The organism is Streptomyces sp. GQ60 (assembly GCF_059758875.1).
In genome coordinates, this window is record NZ_JCAXEG010000003.1 from 279,402 (window position 1) to 294,280 (window position 14,879).

Sequence of the window (14,879 nt, forward strand, 5' to 3'; positions counted from 1 at the left end):
GGGCGGCGGTTCCCCCACCCCGCCCCTTCCCGAAACCGGGGGCGCGCCCCCGGCCCCCTTGCCCCTGGGGCTGCCCGCCCCGGACGGCGAGGCGGCCCAGCCGCCCGGATCCGGGCCCGGCAGGCCCGTCCGGCTGACCTGGGTGCAGCCCGAGGACCTGGTCGGCCACGAGTTCCGGCAGGCCTCCGAGGACGGCCGCGGGGAGGCCGCGGAGCCGTTGCTGCGCGTCTGGCTCGCGGCGGGCGGCCACCTCGCCCCCGCCCGGGCGGGTGCCTCCCCCACCCCGGCCCCACCGGAGCTCCGGGCCCTGGCCTCCGACCTCCTGACGGCCCTCGCGGCCCTCCCCGCTCCCGCCGAACCGGCCCTGTGGCCCGACCCCCCGGGTCACGGGGCCGCCGGCGCCCCGGGGTCGAGGGGCCTGCCCCCGGTTCCGGGAAGGGGCGGGTTGGGGGAACCCTCCCCCACCGCCGGCCACGCCCCCGGCACGCACAGCGCACCCCACCCCGCCGAAGCCGGACCGGGGCCAGAGCCGGGGCCGGGGCCAGGACCAGGGCCGGGGCCAGGACCAGGGCCAGGACCAGGGCCAGGACCAGGGCCAGGGCCGGGGCCGGGGCAAGAGCCGGGGCCGGGGCCAGGGTCCGCGAGCCCGGGGCCGGCCCCGGCCCCACCCGCGAGCGGCACCTCCCACGACCCCGCCCTGCGCCGCAGGCTGGAGGCCGCCTGGCTCGGCCGCGCCGTCGGGTGCGTGCTCGGGAAGCCCGTGGAAAAGCTGCCCCTGCACGGCATCCGGGCCCTGGCCCGGGCCGCCGGGAACTGGCCGCTCGACGACTGGTTCACCGAGCGCGGCGTACCACCGGAGGTACTCGCCGCCCACCCCTGGAACCGCCGCTCCGCCCCCACCTCCCTCGCCGAGAACATCGACGGCACCCCCGAGGACGACGACCTCAACTACCCCCTCCTCGGACTGCTCCTCCTCCAGCGCCACGGCAAGGGCTTCACCACCGCCGACGTCGGCCGGCTCTGGCTCGACGAACTCCCGGCCGGCCGGACGTTCACGGCCGAGCGGGTCGCGTACCGCAATCTCCTCCAGGGTCTGGAGCCCCCCGCCACCGCCACCCACCACAACCCCTTCCGCGAATGGATCGGCGCCCTGATCCGCGCCGACGTCCACGGCTGGACCAACCCGGGCGCCCCGGCCGCCGCCGCGGCCCAGGCGTACCGGGACGCCGCGCTCACCCACACCGGCAACGGCGCCCACGCCGCCGCGTTCGTGGCCGCCGCCACCGCCACCGCGGCCACCGGCCGGGCCGACGTGCACACCGCGCTCCGGGCCGGCCTGGCCGTCGTACCACCCCGGTCCCGCCTCGCCGAGGCCGTGCGCTTCGGGATCCGGGCGGCCGCGGACGCGCGGGGCACCGCCGCCGGGTTCGATACCGTCGTCGATCTGCTCCACGCCCGCTACGGCCACTACCACTGGGTCCACGCCGTGCCCAACACCGCCGTGATCGCCGCCGCCCTCACCCACGCCGACGGGGACTTCACCCGGTCCGTCTGCCGAGCCGTGTCCGGCGGCTGGGACACCGACTCCAACGGTGCCACCGCGGGCGCCCTCGCCGGACTGGTCGCGGGCTCCCCGGACGCGATCCCGGACCGCTGGACCGCACCGCTGAAGAACCGCCTCGCCACCACCGTCCCCGGCTTCGACGGCATCGGCTTCGACACCCTCGCCCACCTCACCGCACAGGAGGCAGCACGCTCATGACGGCCATCGCCGTGCTCGGCAGTACCAACATGGACCTCGTCGCCTACGTCGCCAAGGCCCCCCGCCTCGGGGAGACCGTCACCGGCCGCTCCTTCCGCACCGTCCCGGGCGGCAAGGGGGCCAACCAGGCCGTCGCCGCCGCCCGTTCGGGCGCGGAGGTGGTGATGATCGGCGCGGTCGGGGCCGACGAGTTCGGCGTACGGCTGCGCTCCGCGCTCACCGACGCCGGGGTCGAGACGGCGGCCCTGCGCACCGTCGAGGGCGCCAGCGGCACCGCGCACATCACCGTGGACGACGAGGGCGGCAACAGCATCATCGTCATCCCCGGCGCCAACGCCCGCGTCACCTCGCTGGAACCGGGCGACGCCGCCCGCATCGGCGCCGCCGACTCCCTCCTCCTCCAGCTCGAACTGCCCCTGGCGGCCGTGCTCGCCGGCGCCCTCGCCGCCCGCGCCCACGGGGTCCGGACGATCCTCACCCCGGCCCCCGCCCAGCCGCTGCCGGCCGAACTCCTCGCCGCGACCGACCTGTTGGTTCCCAACGAGCACGAGGCCGCCGCGCTCACCGGCCTCACCGACGTCCACCTGGCCGCGGCGGCCCTGCTCCAGGACGTGCCGGAGGTGGCCGTCACCCTCGGCGCGGCGGGGGTCCTGTACGCCGCCCGCGGCCGCGAGCCGGTGACCGTGCCCGCGCCGCGCGTACGGGCCGTGGACACCACCGCCGCCGGAGACACCTTCGTCGGCTCGCTCGCCGTGGCCCTGGGCGAGGGCCGGCCGATGCCCGAGGCCCTGCACTGGGCCTCGGCGGCCGCCGCACTGTCCGTCCAGCGCCCGGGCGCCCAGGACTCGATGCCGACCCGCTCCCAGACCGACGCCTTCGCCCGCTCCGGAGCCGCCTCGTGACCCCCGCCGGCCGGGGCCCCGGCACCGCCGGCCCGCCCCTGCGAGGGCTCCGCGTCCTCGACCTCGCCACCCTCTTCGCCGGTCCCCTCGCCGCCACGCTCCTCGGCGACTTCGGCGCCGAGGTCGTCAAGGTCGAGCACCCGACCCGCCCCGATCCCTCCCGGGGCCACGGCCCCGCCAAGGACGGCATCGGCCTCTGGTGGAAGCTGCTCGGCCGCAACAAGCGGACGATGACCCTCGATCTGTCCACCCCCGGCGGCCGGGACACCCTGCTGCGCCTCGTCGCCACCGCCGACGTGGTGATCGAGAACTTCCGCCCCGGAACCCTGGAGCGCTGGGGCCTGGGCTGGCCCGAACTGTCCGCCGCGAACCCGCGGCTGATCCTGACCCGCGTCACGGCCTTCGGCCAGGAGGGCCCGTACGCCCACCGCCCCGGCTTCGGCACCCTCGCGGAGGCGATGAGCGGCTTCGCGGCGATCACCGGGGAGCCGGAGGGGCCGCCGACCCTGCCCCCGTTCGGGCTCGCGGACTCGATCGCCGCGCTGACCACCGCGTACGCCGTCATGGCGGCGCTCGCCGGGCGCGACCGCACCGGGCAGGGGCAGGTGGTGGACCTGGCGATCATCGAGCCGATCCTGACCGTCCTCGGGCCGCACCCGCTCTGGTACGACCAGCTCGGCTACGTCCAGCCGCGCACCGGCAACCGCTCCACCAACAACGCGCCCCGCAACACGTACCGCAGCCTGGACGGCCGCTGGCTGGCGGTCTCCGCCTCGGCCCAGTCCATCGCCGAGCGCGTGATGCGGCTCGTGGGACGGCCGGAGCTGATCTCCGAGCCGTGGTTCGCGTCGGGTTCCGGCCGGGCCGGCCACGCGGACGTGCTCGACGGGGCGGTCGGCGGCTGGATCGCCCGCCACAAGGCGGACGAGGTGACGGCCGCCTTCGAGGAGGCCGAGGCCGCCGTCGCGCTGGTCTACGACGTACGGGACGTCATGGCCGATCCGCAGTACGCGGCCCTGGACACGGTCACCGAGGTCGAGGACCCGGAACTGGGCCCGATCCGCATGCAGAACGTCCTCTTCCGGCTCTCCGAGACCCCGGGCTCCATCCGCTGGGCGGGCCGCCCGCACGGCGCGGACACCGATGCCGTCCTCGCCGAACTCGGCCTCTCCCCGGCCGAGATCACCGCTCTCCGCACGGAGGGGGCCCTGTGATCCTGACCTGGCTCTACGTACCCGGCGACCGCCCGGAGGTGGTCGCCAAGGCCCTGCACGCCGGAGCGGACGCCGTCATCGTGGACCTGGAGGACGCGGTGTCGGCCTCCCGCAAGGAGTACGCCCGCCACGCCACCGCCGACCTGCTCGGCGACCGGCACCCGGTGCCGGTCCACGTCCGCGTCAACGCCCTGGACTCCCCCTGGGGCGGCGCCGACCTGACCGCCCTCGGCGGGCGCCCGGGTCTCGCCGGACTGCGCCTGCCCAAGATCTCGTCGCCCGAGCAGATCGTCGCCGCCGCCGACCGCACCCCCGGGGTGGCCCTGTACGCCCTGCTGGAATCGGCGCTCGGCGTGGAACGGGCCTACGAGATCGCCCGCGCGCACCCCGCCCTGCGCGGGCTGTCCCTGGGCGAGGCCGACCTGCGGGCCGACCTGGGCGTCACCGCGGAGTCGGGCCTGGACTGGCCGCGCTCCCGGGTGGTGGTCGCGGCCCGCGCGGCCGGGCTCGCGCCGCCGGCCCAGTCGGTGTTCCCCGACATCCGGAACCTGGAGGCGCTGGCGGCCTCCTGCGCCCGGGGCCGGGCCCTCGGCTTCCTGGGGCGCGCGGCGATCCACCCGCGCCAGCTTCCGGTGATCGAGCGGGCCTACCTGCCCGGCCCGGCGGAGGTCAGTGCCGCCCAGGAGGTCGTGGCCGCGGCCCGCCGCACGCCGGGCGCGGTGGCCCTCCCCGACGGCCGCTTCGTCGACCCGGCGATGCTGGCGGGCGCGGAACGGATCATGGCCCTGGCCCGCCGGAACGCGCCCGTACCCTCCTGATCGACAAGGGCGCCGGCGCGGGTCAGCCGGCCGCTGCTGTTCCGGTGGCCGCGCGACGCGTGGGCCGAGGACCTCCTCGACCGCGCCGGTGAACGCAAGACGGGAGGGGCGCCGCGCGGATGCGCGGTGCCCCTCCCGTTCGACCGGTACCCCGGTCAGAGCTTCTTGGCCCCGGGGACCTCGGCCTTGTCCTTGTCCTTGTCCTTGCCGTCGGCTTCGCCTTCGGCGTCGGCCGGCTCGGCATCGTCCTTGGCTTCGGCCTCGGCCTTGTCCTGGGTCTTGTCCTCGGCAGCGTCCTCGGCGGAGTCGGCCCCGGCTCCGGCCTTCCCGGCCGGGGTGTCCCCGTCCTCGGCGCCGGCCACCGCGTCGGCGGCGTCCGGTTCGACGACCGCCTCGCGGCCCGGCCGCAGCTTCGCCGACAGCACCAGGTACGTGACGGCGAGCACGAAGACGACGATCGAGGTCCAGACGTTGAGCCGCAGGCCCAGGATGTGGTGGGCCTCGTCGACCCGCATGTACTCGATCCAGCCGCGCCCCGCGCAGTACGCGGCGACGTACAGCGCGAACGCCCGCCCGTGTCCGAGGGTGAAGCGGCGGTCGGCCCAGATCACCAACAGGGCGACACCGACACACCAGAGGGACTCGTAGAGGAAGGTCGGGTGGTAGGTCCCGGCGACCCGGTTCGGGCCGTCGGTGATCTCCACCGCCCACGGCAGATCGGTGGCGCGGCCGTACAGCTCCTGGTTGAACCAGTTGCCCCAGCGTCCGCAGGCCTGGGCCAGCGCGATGCCGGGGGCCAGGGCGTCGGCCCAGGCCGGCAGCGGGATGCCGCGCCGGCGGCAGCCGATCCAGGCACCGACCGCGCCGAGCGCGATGGCGCCCCAGATGCCGAGGCCGCCCTCCCAGATCTTGAAGGCGTCGACCCAGTCGCGGCCCTCGCCGAAGTAGAGCTGGTAGTCGGTGATCACGTGGTAGAGGCGACCGCCGACCAGGCCGAACGGCACCGCCCACACGGCGATGTCCGCGACCGTCCCCGGCTTACCGCCGCGGGCGACCCAGCGCTTGTTGCCGAGCCAGACGGCGACGAAGACGCCGATGATGATGCAGAACGCGTAGCCGCGCAGCGGGACCGGTCCGAGATGGAGCACGCCCGTCGACGGACTGGGAATGAAGGCAAGGTTCATGGCAAGACCCGACGCTACCTTGCCGGACGGTGGTGACCGCAACCCGCCCGGCAAGCTGCTGCCGAATCGAGATGGGCCTCAGTGCCCCATGGGCATCCCGGCGTGGTCCGGGGAGGCGCCCGCGGAGCCCGGCCCGCCCGTGGCCGACCGGCCCGCCGAGCCCGCGGCCGGGGCCGAGGAGGAAGCCGAGGGCGTGCCCGAGCGGGCGGAGGAGGCCTTCGCCGAGCCCGACGCGGACGGCGACGCGGACGCGGATCCGGTTCCGGACGCCGACTTGGCCGGGGAGCCGGACGCCGAGGGGGACGGGGAGCCCTTCACGCCGCCGGGGCCGCCCTTGCCGGCCGCTTCCACCTTCTCCTTCAGCTTCTGCGGGGTCAGCTGGTTGGCCTGGTCCCCGAAGATGTCCGTGCCGTCGAGCAGCACGGTCGGCGTCCCGCGGAACTTGCCCGCGCGGAAGGCCTCCTGCGACTTGTTCACCCAGCTGTCGTGCGTACCGTCCTCGACGCACGTCCGGAAGGCGGGGGTGTCCAGTCCGTCGACCTTGCCGGCCAGCTCCAGCAGCTTGGCGTTCTTGCCGTAGGCGTCGTCGGGCTCCTCGGGCTGGTTGTCGAAGAGCACGTCGTGGTACGGGGCGAACTTCCCGGCGTCCTGTGCGCAGGCCGCGGCGTTGGCGCTCTTGAGGGAGCCGCTGCCGCCCATGTTCCCGTCGATCAGGGTGACCAGGTGGTATTCGACCTTGAGGAGGCCCTTGGCCTCCAGCTCGTGGATGGTGTCGCGGTAGTTGACCTCGAAGGACTTGCAGGCCGGGCAGCGGAAGTCCTCCCACACGGTCAGCGTGGAGGGGGCCTCGCTCTTGCCGGTCTGGATGGCGAGCGCGTCCTTGCCCGTGGCCCCGGACGGGGCCACCAGCGGGCCGCCCTTGGCGGAGGATCCGCTCTTGCCCGTGTTCGCCGCGATCAGGCCGACGACGGCCGCCAGGCCGAGCACGCCGACCACCGCCGCCGACACGACGAGGGTCCGCCGGCGCTTGTCCCTCGCCTTCTGCTTCTCGCGCTCCGCCTGGAGTCGCTCGCGGGCCGATCGTTTCGTCGCATCGCGGTTCGCACCGTCGTTCATGTCGCTCACGTTCGGCCAAACGAAGCAGGGAGGCACTCTCGTGCCTCCCTGCCCCTACTTCCACCCGATCGGGCTACAGAACCCGCTCAGGGGTCCGGCTGCTCGATCGAACGCGCCGCCCGTCAGCTCCGGCGTACGCCTTCGGCGAGCTCGCCCGCGAGCGCCTTGACGGCGGCCAGCCCGGCGGGCAGGTCCGGCGCGTCGAGCAGGAGCTTCACGAAGGCCGAGCCGACGATCACGCCGTCGGCGAAGCCGGCGACCTCCTTGGCCTGGGCGGCGTTGGAGACGCCCAGGCCCACGCAGACCGGCAGGTCGCTGGTGGCGCGGGTGCGCCGCACCAGATCGGCCGCCTGGTTGCCGACCGATTCGCGGGTGCCGGTGACGCCCATCAGCGAGGCGGCGTAGACGAAGCCGGAGCCGGCCGCCGTGATGGTGGCGAGGCGCTCGTCCTTGCTGCTGGGAGCCACGACGAAGACGGTCGCCAGACCGTGCTTGGCCGCGTGCTCGCGCCACAGGGCGGACTCCTGGACCGGCAGGTCGGGCAGGATGCAGCCCGCGCCGCCGGCCTCGGCGAGCTCGGCGGTGAACCGCTCGACGCCGTAGCGGTCGATCGGGTTCCAGTACGTCATGACCAGGATCGGCGCGCCCGTGGCCTCGTGCGCCTCGCGGACGGTCCGCAGCGTGTCGGCGATCTTGACGCCGCCGCGCAGGGCGATGTCGTCGGCGGTCTGGATGATGGCGCCGTCCAGGACCGGGTCGCTGTGCGGGAGGCCGATCTCGACCACGTCCGCGCCGCCGGCGATGACGGCCTTGACGGCCTCGATGGCGCCGTCGACGGTCGGGAAGCCGGCCGGGAGGTAGGCGACCAGGGCCGCGCGGTCCTCGGCCTTCGCCTTCGCGAGGGTCGCCGACAGGAGTTCGATGGTGCCGCTCACTTGGTCTCCCCCTCGGAGGCGTCTGCGTCGTACAGGTCGAAGTAGCGGGCGGCGGTGTCCATGTCCTTGTCGCCGCGGCCGGACAGGTTGACGACGAGCAGCCCGTCCTTGCCGAGCTCCTTGCCGAGGTCCAGGGCTCCCGCGAGGGCGTGCGCGGACTCGATGGCCGGGATGATGCCCTCGGTGCGCGAGAGCAGCCGCAGGGCCTGCATCGCCTGGTCGTCGGTGACCGCGCGGTACTCGGCGCGGCCCGCGTCCTTGAGGTAGGAGTGCTCCGGGCCGATGCCCGGGTAGTCCAGACCGGCCGAGATGGAGTACGGCTCGGTGATCTGGCCCTCCTCGTCCTGCAGGACGTAGGAGCGCGATCCGTGCAGGATGCCGGGCTCGCCCGCGGTCAGCGTCGCCGCGTGCTCGCCGGTTTCCACGCCGTGCCCGGCGGGCTCGAAGCCGACCAGGCGGACGTCGGCGTCCGGGATGAAGGCGTGGAACAGGCCGATGGCGTTGGAGCCGCCGCCCACGCACGCCGCGACGGCGTCGGGCAGGCGTCCGGCGCGCTCCAGGATCTGGCGGCGGGCCTCGACGCCGATGACCCGGTGGAAGTCGCGGACCATGGCGGGGAAGGGGTGGGGACCGGCGACCGTGCCGAAGAGGTAGTGGGTGCGGTCCACGTTGGCGACCCAGTCGCGGAACGCCTCGTTGATGGCGTCCTTGAGCGTCCGGGAGCCGGACTTCACCGCGATGACCTCGGCGCCCAGCATGCGCATCCGGGCCACGTTCAGGGCCTGGCGCTGGGTGTCGATCTCGCCCATGTAGATGGTGCATTCGAGACCGAACAGGGCGCAGGCGGTGGCGGTGGCCACGCCGTGCTGGCCGGCTCCGGTCTCGGCGATGACGCGGGTCTTGCCCATGCGCTTGGTGAGCAGCGCCTGGCCCAGCACGTTGTTGATCTTGTGCGAGCCGGTGTGGTTCAGGTCCTCGCGCTTGAGGAAGATCCGCGCCCCGCCCGCGTGCTCGGCGAACCGCGGCACCTCGGTCAGGGAGCTGGGGCGGCCGGTGTAGTTGACCATCAGGTCGTCGAGCTCGGCCGCGAAGGCCGGATCGCCCTTGGCCTTCTCGTACTCGACGGCGACCTCGTCCACGGCGGCGACCAGCGCCTCCGGGATGAACTTGCCGCCGAAGTCACCGAAGTAGCCCTCGGCGTTCGGGATGTGACCCTCGGGGTCCGGGATGAAGAAACTGCTGGCGCTGGACATGCCCAGGTACTCCTACGGATGCGACGCGGATGTCTTCACCGTATTGCGCCGTCCGCCCGCGACGCGCACACCCCGCTGGGGCATGGGCGTACGAAGGTGCGGAGCGGCCCGCCCGGAGCCGGCGGCTCGGGGGACGGACCGTAAGGGGACGCCGACGGACGCGGTGTACGACGTACACCGTCCGGCGGGTCTCGTTACGACGCGACTCCGGGTCGCCATCGCATGCCGTTGACCTGACCGGGCTCGGAGCCGATCACGTACCGGACCCGCCGCCCCCGGACGCGCCGGGCCGGGGCGCGGCAGCCGCGAGGGCGGCAGCCGCGCGCCAGGGGCGCGTGCGCCGTCGGCACACCGGCCGGGCCGGAGCCCGGTCGGGTGCGGACGGAGGGGCGGTTTCGGGCCATGGGACGGGTCAGCTCCGCCCGTGGCGCAGGGCGGGGTGGGCGCCGGCGGCGACGAGGTCGGCCACGGCCGACTTCGGGTCGCGGCCGGTCACCAGGGACTCCCCGACGAGGACGGCGTCCGCGCCCTCGTTCGCATAGGCGATCAGGTCGTGCGGCCCGCGGATGCCGGACTCGGCAACCTTGACGATGTGGGCCGGGATCTCTCCGACGACGCGCTCGAAGGTGGAGCGGTCGACCTTGAGGTCCTTGAGGTTGCGGGCGTTGACGCCGATGATCTTGGCGCCGGCGGCGACCGCGCGCTCCACTTCCTCCTCGTCGTGGACCTCGACGAGCGGGGTGAGGCCGATGGACTCGGCCCGCTCGATGAGGGAGACGAGGGCCTCCTGCTCCAGGGCCGCGACGATCAGCAGCACGAGGTCGGCGCCGTAGGCGCGGGCCTCCCACAGCTGGTACGCCGTGACGATGAAGTCCTTGCGCAGGATCGGGATGTCCACGCGGGCGCGGACGGCCTCCAGGTCGGCCAGCGAGCCACCGAAACGACGCTGCTCGGTGAGGACGGAAATGACCGCCGCACCGCCCGCTTCGTAGTCGGCGGCGAGCCCGGCCGGATCGGCGATGGCGGCCAGCGCACCCTTGGAGGGGCTGGAGCGCTTGACCTCGCAGATCACCTTGACGCTGTCGCCACGCAGGGCAGCGACGCCGTCCTTGGCCTGGGGCGCCTTGGCGGCACGCTCCTTGAGCTCGTCGAGGCTGACGCGCGCCTGCCGTTCGGCAAGGTCTTCGCGGACCCCTTCGATGATCTCGTCGAGCACACTCACGCGAGCGGCCCCCTTCCGGGTCGATGACGGTCGGCCGCCTTGCAGACACGTACAACTGCAAGGTCAGCAGTTCAAATGGTATCCGCAGGACGCCTTGCCCTCCGCACGCGGTTGACGGCGTCCCATTAAATGGACATCCGGAATCTTTACTTCAGCTATACCTCAGGGGGCCAGGAAAGAGCCCACGGGCAGGTTCCGGACAACGGAGAACACCAGGGCCACCGCACCGATCCCCCACCAGTACAACGGCCGTACGACGAGCCTCGGGGCCGGTACCCCCCGATAGGCGCGAACCAGCCACAGAACCATGAACCCGGCGAAGAAGAAGTAGCCGGCGACCGCCATCGCATTTGCCCCGATAGCTGTCACGAGATCGCCATGGGCGAACGCGTGGGCGCTGCGCAGCCCGCCGCAGCCCGGGCACAGGACCCCGGTCAGCCGGAACAGCGGGCAGGCCGGATAGTGGCCGGGCTCGTTGGGGTCCACGGTCCCCACGTACGCGAGGGCCGCGGCGGCCGCTGCCAGCGTGAGCGCCGGACGCGCCAGCCGGCCGGCCCGGGACACGGGCGCGGGAGGCGGCGCGAGGCCGGTCGTTCCAGAGGAGGCGTCCACTCGCTGATTCTCTCCGCTCATGACAAAAGGCGCAGCCCGACAGGGCCGCGCCTTTCGAAAACCGGCGTACCGACTGCCGCCCGGTCAGACCTTGGCGGCGACCCGGTTCGCGGCGATGACCTCGGCGAGGTCCTGGTGCGCGGCCTTCGGCGCACCCATGCCCGCGGCCTTCATCGCCATGCCCACGACACCGCCGATGGCGACGACGACGAAGCCCGCCCAGAAGCCCAGCGGGTTCGCCAGGACCATGAAGGCGCCGGAGATGCTGAAACCGATGAAGGCGATGATGACACCGGTCCAGGCGGCCGGGGTGTGTCCGTGGCTAGTGCCCGCCATGAGTTGCTCCTCGTACTCGGGTGTGCTCTGTCGCACGCCGCACGTGCTGTGTCGAACGCTCGATGGTCATTGTCCCGCACCAGGGGGCGACCTCGTTCACGGGGTCGGCTCCCGGTTCCCGCGGTGGTTCACGGGGTCGGGCGGTCCGGGCCGGTGGGGTCCTCGCCGCGGTCCATGGCCTTCCACAGGTCCTCGGGCCGGTCCGGATCCACCACGGCCGCCTTGCGGGGGCGCGGGCTGCCGTCACGTTCGTAGCGGCCGCCCATCGTGGGCCAGGAGCTCCCGAAGCGCAGCGCGAGCAGGCCGGCCAGCAGGATCAGCGCCCCGCCGGCGGCCGTCACGTAGGGCCACGCCGTGTGGGTCAGGCCGGCCACGTGGGCCGCGGTGTCGGCCGTCGTACGGGCCGCCGCCGCGTCCAGGGCGCGCCGGCCGTCCGCGTTGGCCAGGGCGGCCGCCCCCGCGCCCAGGCCGCTCAGCGCGAGCAGCGCCGAGACCAGCAGCCGGCTCCTGCCGCGTACGGCGAAGACGGCGACCAGTGCGGCGAGCCCGACGATGGCCAGGGCGGCGGGCAGGCCCGTGACGGCCCGCCCGTCGGCGGTCACCGGCAGCGAGCCGCCGCCGATGGCGGCGACGCCCCGGGCCCAGACGCGGCCGGAGGCGAGCAGGACGACGGTGGCACCGAGGGCGCCGAGCAGCAGGGCGACGGCCACGCTGCGGCGGCCGCCGCGGCCCGAGGGGGCCTCGGGCTCGGCGGCGGCATCGGCGTGTTCGCTTCGGGGCGGGGGTACGGCACTCACGCACCCCACTATCCCCTACGGGCTCAGCCGCCGTGGAGGCGGTTCGCCGCTGCCACCGCACGGAGCACCGCGGCGGCCTTGTTGCGGCACTCCGCGTCCTCCAGCTCGGGCACCGAGTCGGCGACGACCCCGGCGCCGGCCTGCACGTACGCCTTCCCGTCGCGCAGCAGCGCGGTGCGGATGGCGATGGCGGTGTCGGAGTCCCCGGCGAAGTCGAGGTAGCCGACGCAGCCGCCGTAGAGCCCGCGGCGGGTGGGCTCCAGCTCCTCGATGATCTGCATGGCGCGCGGCTTGGGCGCCCCGGACAGGGTGCCGGCCGGGAAGCAGGCGGTGAGCACGTCGAAGGCGGTCCTGCCCTCGGCGACGCGCCCGGTGACGGTGGAGACGATGTGCATGACGTGCGAGTACCGCTCGATGCTCATGAAGTCGACGACCTCCACCGAACCCGGCTCGCAGACCCGGCCGAGGTCGTTGCGGCCGAGGTCGACGAGCATGAGGTGCTCGGCGCGCTCCTTGGGGTCGGCCAGCAGCTCGTCGGCGAGCTCGTTGTCCTGCTGCGGGGTGGCGCCCCGGTGCCGGGTGCCGGCGATGGGATGGACCATGGCCCGCCCGTCCTCGACCTTGACCAGCGCCTCGGGGCTGGACCCGACGACGTCGAAGCCGTTCTCGAAGCGGAAGAGGTACATGTACGGGGAGGGGTTGGTGGCCCGCAGGACCCGGTACACGTCGAGCGCGGAGGCGCTGCACGGGGTCTCGAACCGCTGCGAGGGCACCACCTGGAAGGCCTCGCCGGCCCGGATCCGCTCCTTCACGTCCTCCACGGCGGCCTGGTACTTCTCGCCGCCCCAGAGGGCCGAGTACTCCGGGAGTTCGGAGTCGGGCAGCGGCATCGGCGCGTACGGGGCGGGCCGCGCGAGGTCGGCCTCCATGGCGTCGAGGCGCGCCACGGCGTCCGCGTACGCCTCGTCCACGCCCGCGGCGAGGTCGTTGTGGTTGATGGCGTTGGCGATGAGCTGGACGGTGCCGTCCCAGTGGTCCAGGACCGCCAGGTCGGAGGTGAGCAGCATCGTCAGCTCGGGGAGCCGCAGGTCGTCCTCGGTGTGCTCGCCGATGCGCTCCAGCCGGCGCACGATGTCGTAGCCGAGGTAGCCGACCATGCCGCCGGTGAAGGGCGGCATGCCGGAGGCCAGGTCGCGGGGGGTGTGCAGGGCCTCCACGGTCTGCCGCAGGGCCTCCAGCGGGTCTCCGGAGGTCGGGACGCCGACGGGCGGGGTGCCGATCCAGTGGGCCTGGCCGTCGCGGACGGTGAGGGTGGAGGCGCTGCGGACGCCGACGAAGGAGTAGCGCGACCAGGAGCGGCCGTTCTCGGCGGACTCCAGGAGGAACGTCCCGGGGCGTTCGGCGGCCAGCTTGCGGTAGAGCCCGACGGGCGTGTCACCGTCCGCCAGCAGCTTGCGGCTGACGGGGATGACGCGGCGGTCGGCCGCGAGCTTGCGGAACGTCTCAAGATCCATTGCGTGGGACCTTACCTATGATCGGCTTCGGCTATTCGGCTTCGGCGGTGGGGCCGGAGGGACCGGCCAGGGGCAGGACGTCGGCATCGAAACAGGTCCGGGCACCGGTGTGGCAGGCCGCCCCGACCTGGTCCACCTTGACGAGCACGGTGTCGGCGTCGCAGTCGAGCGCGACGGACTTCACGTGCTGGAAGTGGCCGGAAGTGTCCCCCTTCACCCAGTACTCCTGGCGGCTGCGCGACCAGTACGTGCAGCGGCCGGTGGTCAGGGTGCGGTGCAGGGCCTCGTCGTCCATCCAGCCGAGCATGAGCACCTCACCGGTGTCGTACTGCTGGGCGATGGCCGGGACCAGACCGTCGGCGGAGCGCTTGAGTCGGGCGGCGATGGCGGGATCGAGGGAGGACGTACTCATGGGGCCATTGTGCCGGGCCGGGGGGACGATCAAGGATCCCTGTCCGCCTGATGGGCAGGCACGGGGCGGGTTCCGGCCGTAGGCTGGCCCGCATGTCTACCCATGCGAAGCGTGAACGACTGCTGCTGGCCGACCTGTTGGAGTCGGCCGGACCGGAAGCGCCGACGCTGTGCGACGGCTGGCGGACGCGGGAGCTCGCCGCGCACGTGGTGGTCCGGGAGCGCCGCCCGGACGCGGCGGGCGGACTGCTGCTGAACGTCCTGAAGGCCCGCCTCGACAAGGCGATGGAGGAGTACGGGGCCAAGCCGTACGAGGAACTCATCCAGTTGATCCGGACCGGCCCGCCGAAGATGTCCGTCTACTCGCTGAAGCAGATCGACGAGCTGGCGAACGCGGTGGAGTTCTACGTCCACTCCGAGGACGTCCGTCGCGCCCAGCCGGACTGGTCCCCGCGCCCCCTGGACCCGGTCTTCTCCGACTCCCTCTGGTCCCGCCTGGAGAAGCTGGCCCGCCTGACGGGCCGACGCTCCCCGGTGGGCCTGGTCCTGCGCCGCCCGAACGGCCAGACGGCGGTGGCCCACAAGGGCGCGCCGGTGGTGACGGTGACGGGCGAGCCGGGAGAGCTGACCCTGTTCTGCTTCGGCCGCCAGGACGCTGCCGCGGTGGAACTCGACGGCCCGAAGGAGGCCATCGCGAAGCTCACGATGGCGCAGCTCGGCATGTGACAAAATTCAGCCCCGCCGGCGTTTGAGGCGCGGGGTCTGGGGCGGAGCCCCAGGGGGTCCGGGCGGAGCCCGGGGAG

Annotated in this window: 15 protein-coding genes and 1 pseudogene; 5 read left to right on the forward strand and 11 right to left on the reverse strand. The window is 73.8% G+C overall.

The genetic code is table 11. From position 1 onward, the window contains the following. Nucleotides 1–70: 70 nt before the first annotated feature. From AC6CKD_RS09925 to AC6CKD_RS09940, 4 genes are read left to right on the forward strand one after another with little or no spacing between them, the layout of a single operon-like run. Nucleotides 71–1,762, forward strand: coding sequence for an ADP-ribosylglycohydrolase family protein (locus tag AC6CKD_RS09925; RefSeq protein WP_498326946.1), 1,692 nt, complete (start codon nt 71–73; stop codon nt 1,760–1,762). Continuing rightward, a complete protein-coding gene (gene rbsK / locus AC6CKD_RS09930) occupies nt 1,759–2,664 on the forward strand; it encodes a ribokinase (RefSeq protein WP_498326574.1) in 906 nt (301 codons plus the stop codon). Before AC6CKD_RS09925 ends, rbsK begins: the two co-directional genes overlap by 4 nt. Further along, complete coding sequence (locus AC6CKD_RS09935) at nt 2,661–3,878, forward strand: CaiB/BaiF CoA transferase family protein (RefSeq protein WP_498326575.1); 1,218 nt, start codon at nt 2,661–2,663, stop codon at nt 3,876–3,878. The genes rbsK and AC6CKD_RS09935 overlap by 4 nt, the downstream gene beginning before the upstream one ends. Then, nucleotides 3,875–4,696, forward strand: a complete 822-nt coding sequence (locus AC6CKD_RS09940; protein WP_498326577.1) for an HpcH/HpaI aldolase/citrate lyase family protein — start codon at nt 3,875–3,877, stop codon at nt 4,694–4,696. The genes AC6CKD_RS09935 and AC6CKD_RS09940 overlap by 4 nt, the downstream gene beginning before the upstream one ends. Before the next feature lie 155 nt (nt 4,697–4,851). Here the strand turns inward: AC6CKD_RS09940 and lgt are convergent, their stop codons facing one another. The 11 genes and pseudogenes from lgt to hisI form a co-directional block, all read right to left on the reverse strand. Next, a complete protein-coding gene (gene lgt, locus AC6CKD_RS09945; RefSeq protein WP_498326579.1) occupies nt 4,852–5,880 on the reverse strand; it encodes a prolipoprotein diacylglyceryl transferase in 1,029 nt (342 codons plus the stop codon). A 330-nt stretch (nt 5,881–6,210) separates the two neighbouring features. Continuing rightward, nucleotides 6,211–6,996 (reverse strand): annotated as a pseudogene (locus tag AC6CKD_RS09950) (DsbA family protein); the annotation flags it as partial. Between the two features lie 122 nt (nt 6,997–7,118). Further along, the gene (gene trpA, locus AC6CKD_RS09955) at nt 7,119–7,931 is read right to left on the reverse strand and encodes a tryptophan synthase subunit alpha (protein WP_498326580.1); all 813 of its coding nucleotides are present in this window, start codon (nt 7,929–7,931) and stop codon (nt 7,119–7,121) included. Next, nucleotides 7,928–9,184, reverse strand: coding sequence for a tryptophan synthase subunit beta (trpB, locus tag AC6CKD_RS09960; protein WP_385370911.1), 1,257 nt, complete (start codon nt 9,182–9,184; stop codon nt 7,928–7,930). The genes trpA and trpB overlap by 4 nt, the downstream gene beginning before the upstream one ends. A 194-nt stretch (nt 9,185–9,378) precedes the next feature. Next, nucleotides 9,379–9,588 (reverse strand): tryptophan biosynthesis modulator TrpM, encoded by a 210-nt coding sequence (gene trpM, locus AC6CKD_RS09965; RefSeq protein ID WP_498326582.1) that lies wholly within the window; start codon nt 9,586–9,588, stop codon nt 9,379–9,381. Between the two features lie 8 nt (nt 9,589–9,596). Continuing rightward, a complete protein-coding gene (gene trpC, locus AC6CKD_RS09970) occupies nt 9,597–10,406 on the reverse strand; it encodes an indole-3-glycerol phosphate synthase TrpC (RefSeq protein ID WP_243330285.1) in 810 nt (269 codons plus the stop codon). Between the two features lie 162 nt (nt 10,407–10,568). Next, the gene (locus tag AC6CKD_RS09975; RefSeq protein ID WP_498326583.1) at nt 10,569–11,039 is read right to left on the reverse strand and encodes a DUF2752 domain-containing protein; all 471 of its coding nucleotides are present in this window, start codon (nt 11,037–11,039) and stop codon (nt 10,569–10,571) included. Between the two features lie 63 nt (nt 11,040–11,102). Further along, nucleotides 11,103–11,354, reverse strand: a complete 252-nt coding sequence (locus AC6CKD_RS09980; RefSeq protein WP_498326584.1) for an HGxxPAAW family protein — start codon at nt 11,352–11,354, stop codon at nt 11,103–11,105. Nucleotides 11,355–11,482: 128 nt separating this feature from the next. After that, nucleotides 11,483–12,160, reverse strand: coding sequence for a TIGR02234 family membrane protein (locus tag AC6CKD_RS09985; RefSeq protein ID WP_498326585.1), 678 nt, complete (start codon nt 12,158–12,160; stop codon nt 11,483–11,485). A 14-nt stretch (nt 12,161–12,174) separates the two neighbouring features. Next, nucleotides 12,175–13,665 (reverse strand): anthranilate synthase component I, encoded by a 1,491-nt coding sequence (locus AC6CKD_RS09990; RefSeq protein ID WP_498326586.1) that lies wholly within the window; start codon nt 13,663–13,665, stop codon nt 12,175–12,177. A gap of 31 nt (nt 13,666–13,696) precedes the next feature. Then, nucleotides 13,697–14,077: a phosphoribosyl-AMP cyclohydrolase gene (gene hisI, locus AC6CKD_RS09995; RefSeq protein ID WP_254383608.1), complete on the reverse strand. Its 381-nt coding sequence runs from the start codon at nt 14,075–14,077 to the stop codon at nt 13,697–13,699. 92 nt (nt 14,078–14,169) lie between these two features. Here hisI and AC6CKD_RS10000 point away from each other — a divergent pair, with 92 nt between their 5' ends. Beyond that, the gene (locus AC6CKD_RS10000) at nt 14,170–14,802 is read left to right on the forward strand and encodes a TIGR03085 family metal-binding protein (RefSeq protein WP_498326588.1); all 633 of its coding nucleotides are present in this window, start codon (nt 14,170–14,172) and stop codon (nt 14,800–14,802) included. The last annotated feature ends 77 nt before the right edge of the window (nt 14,803–14,879 follow it).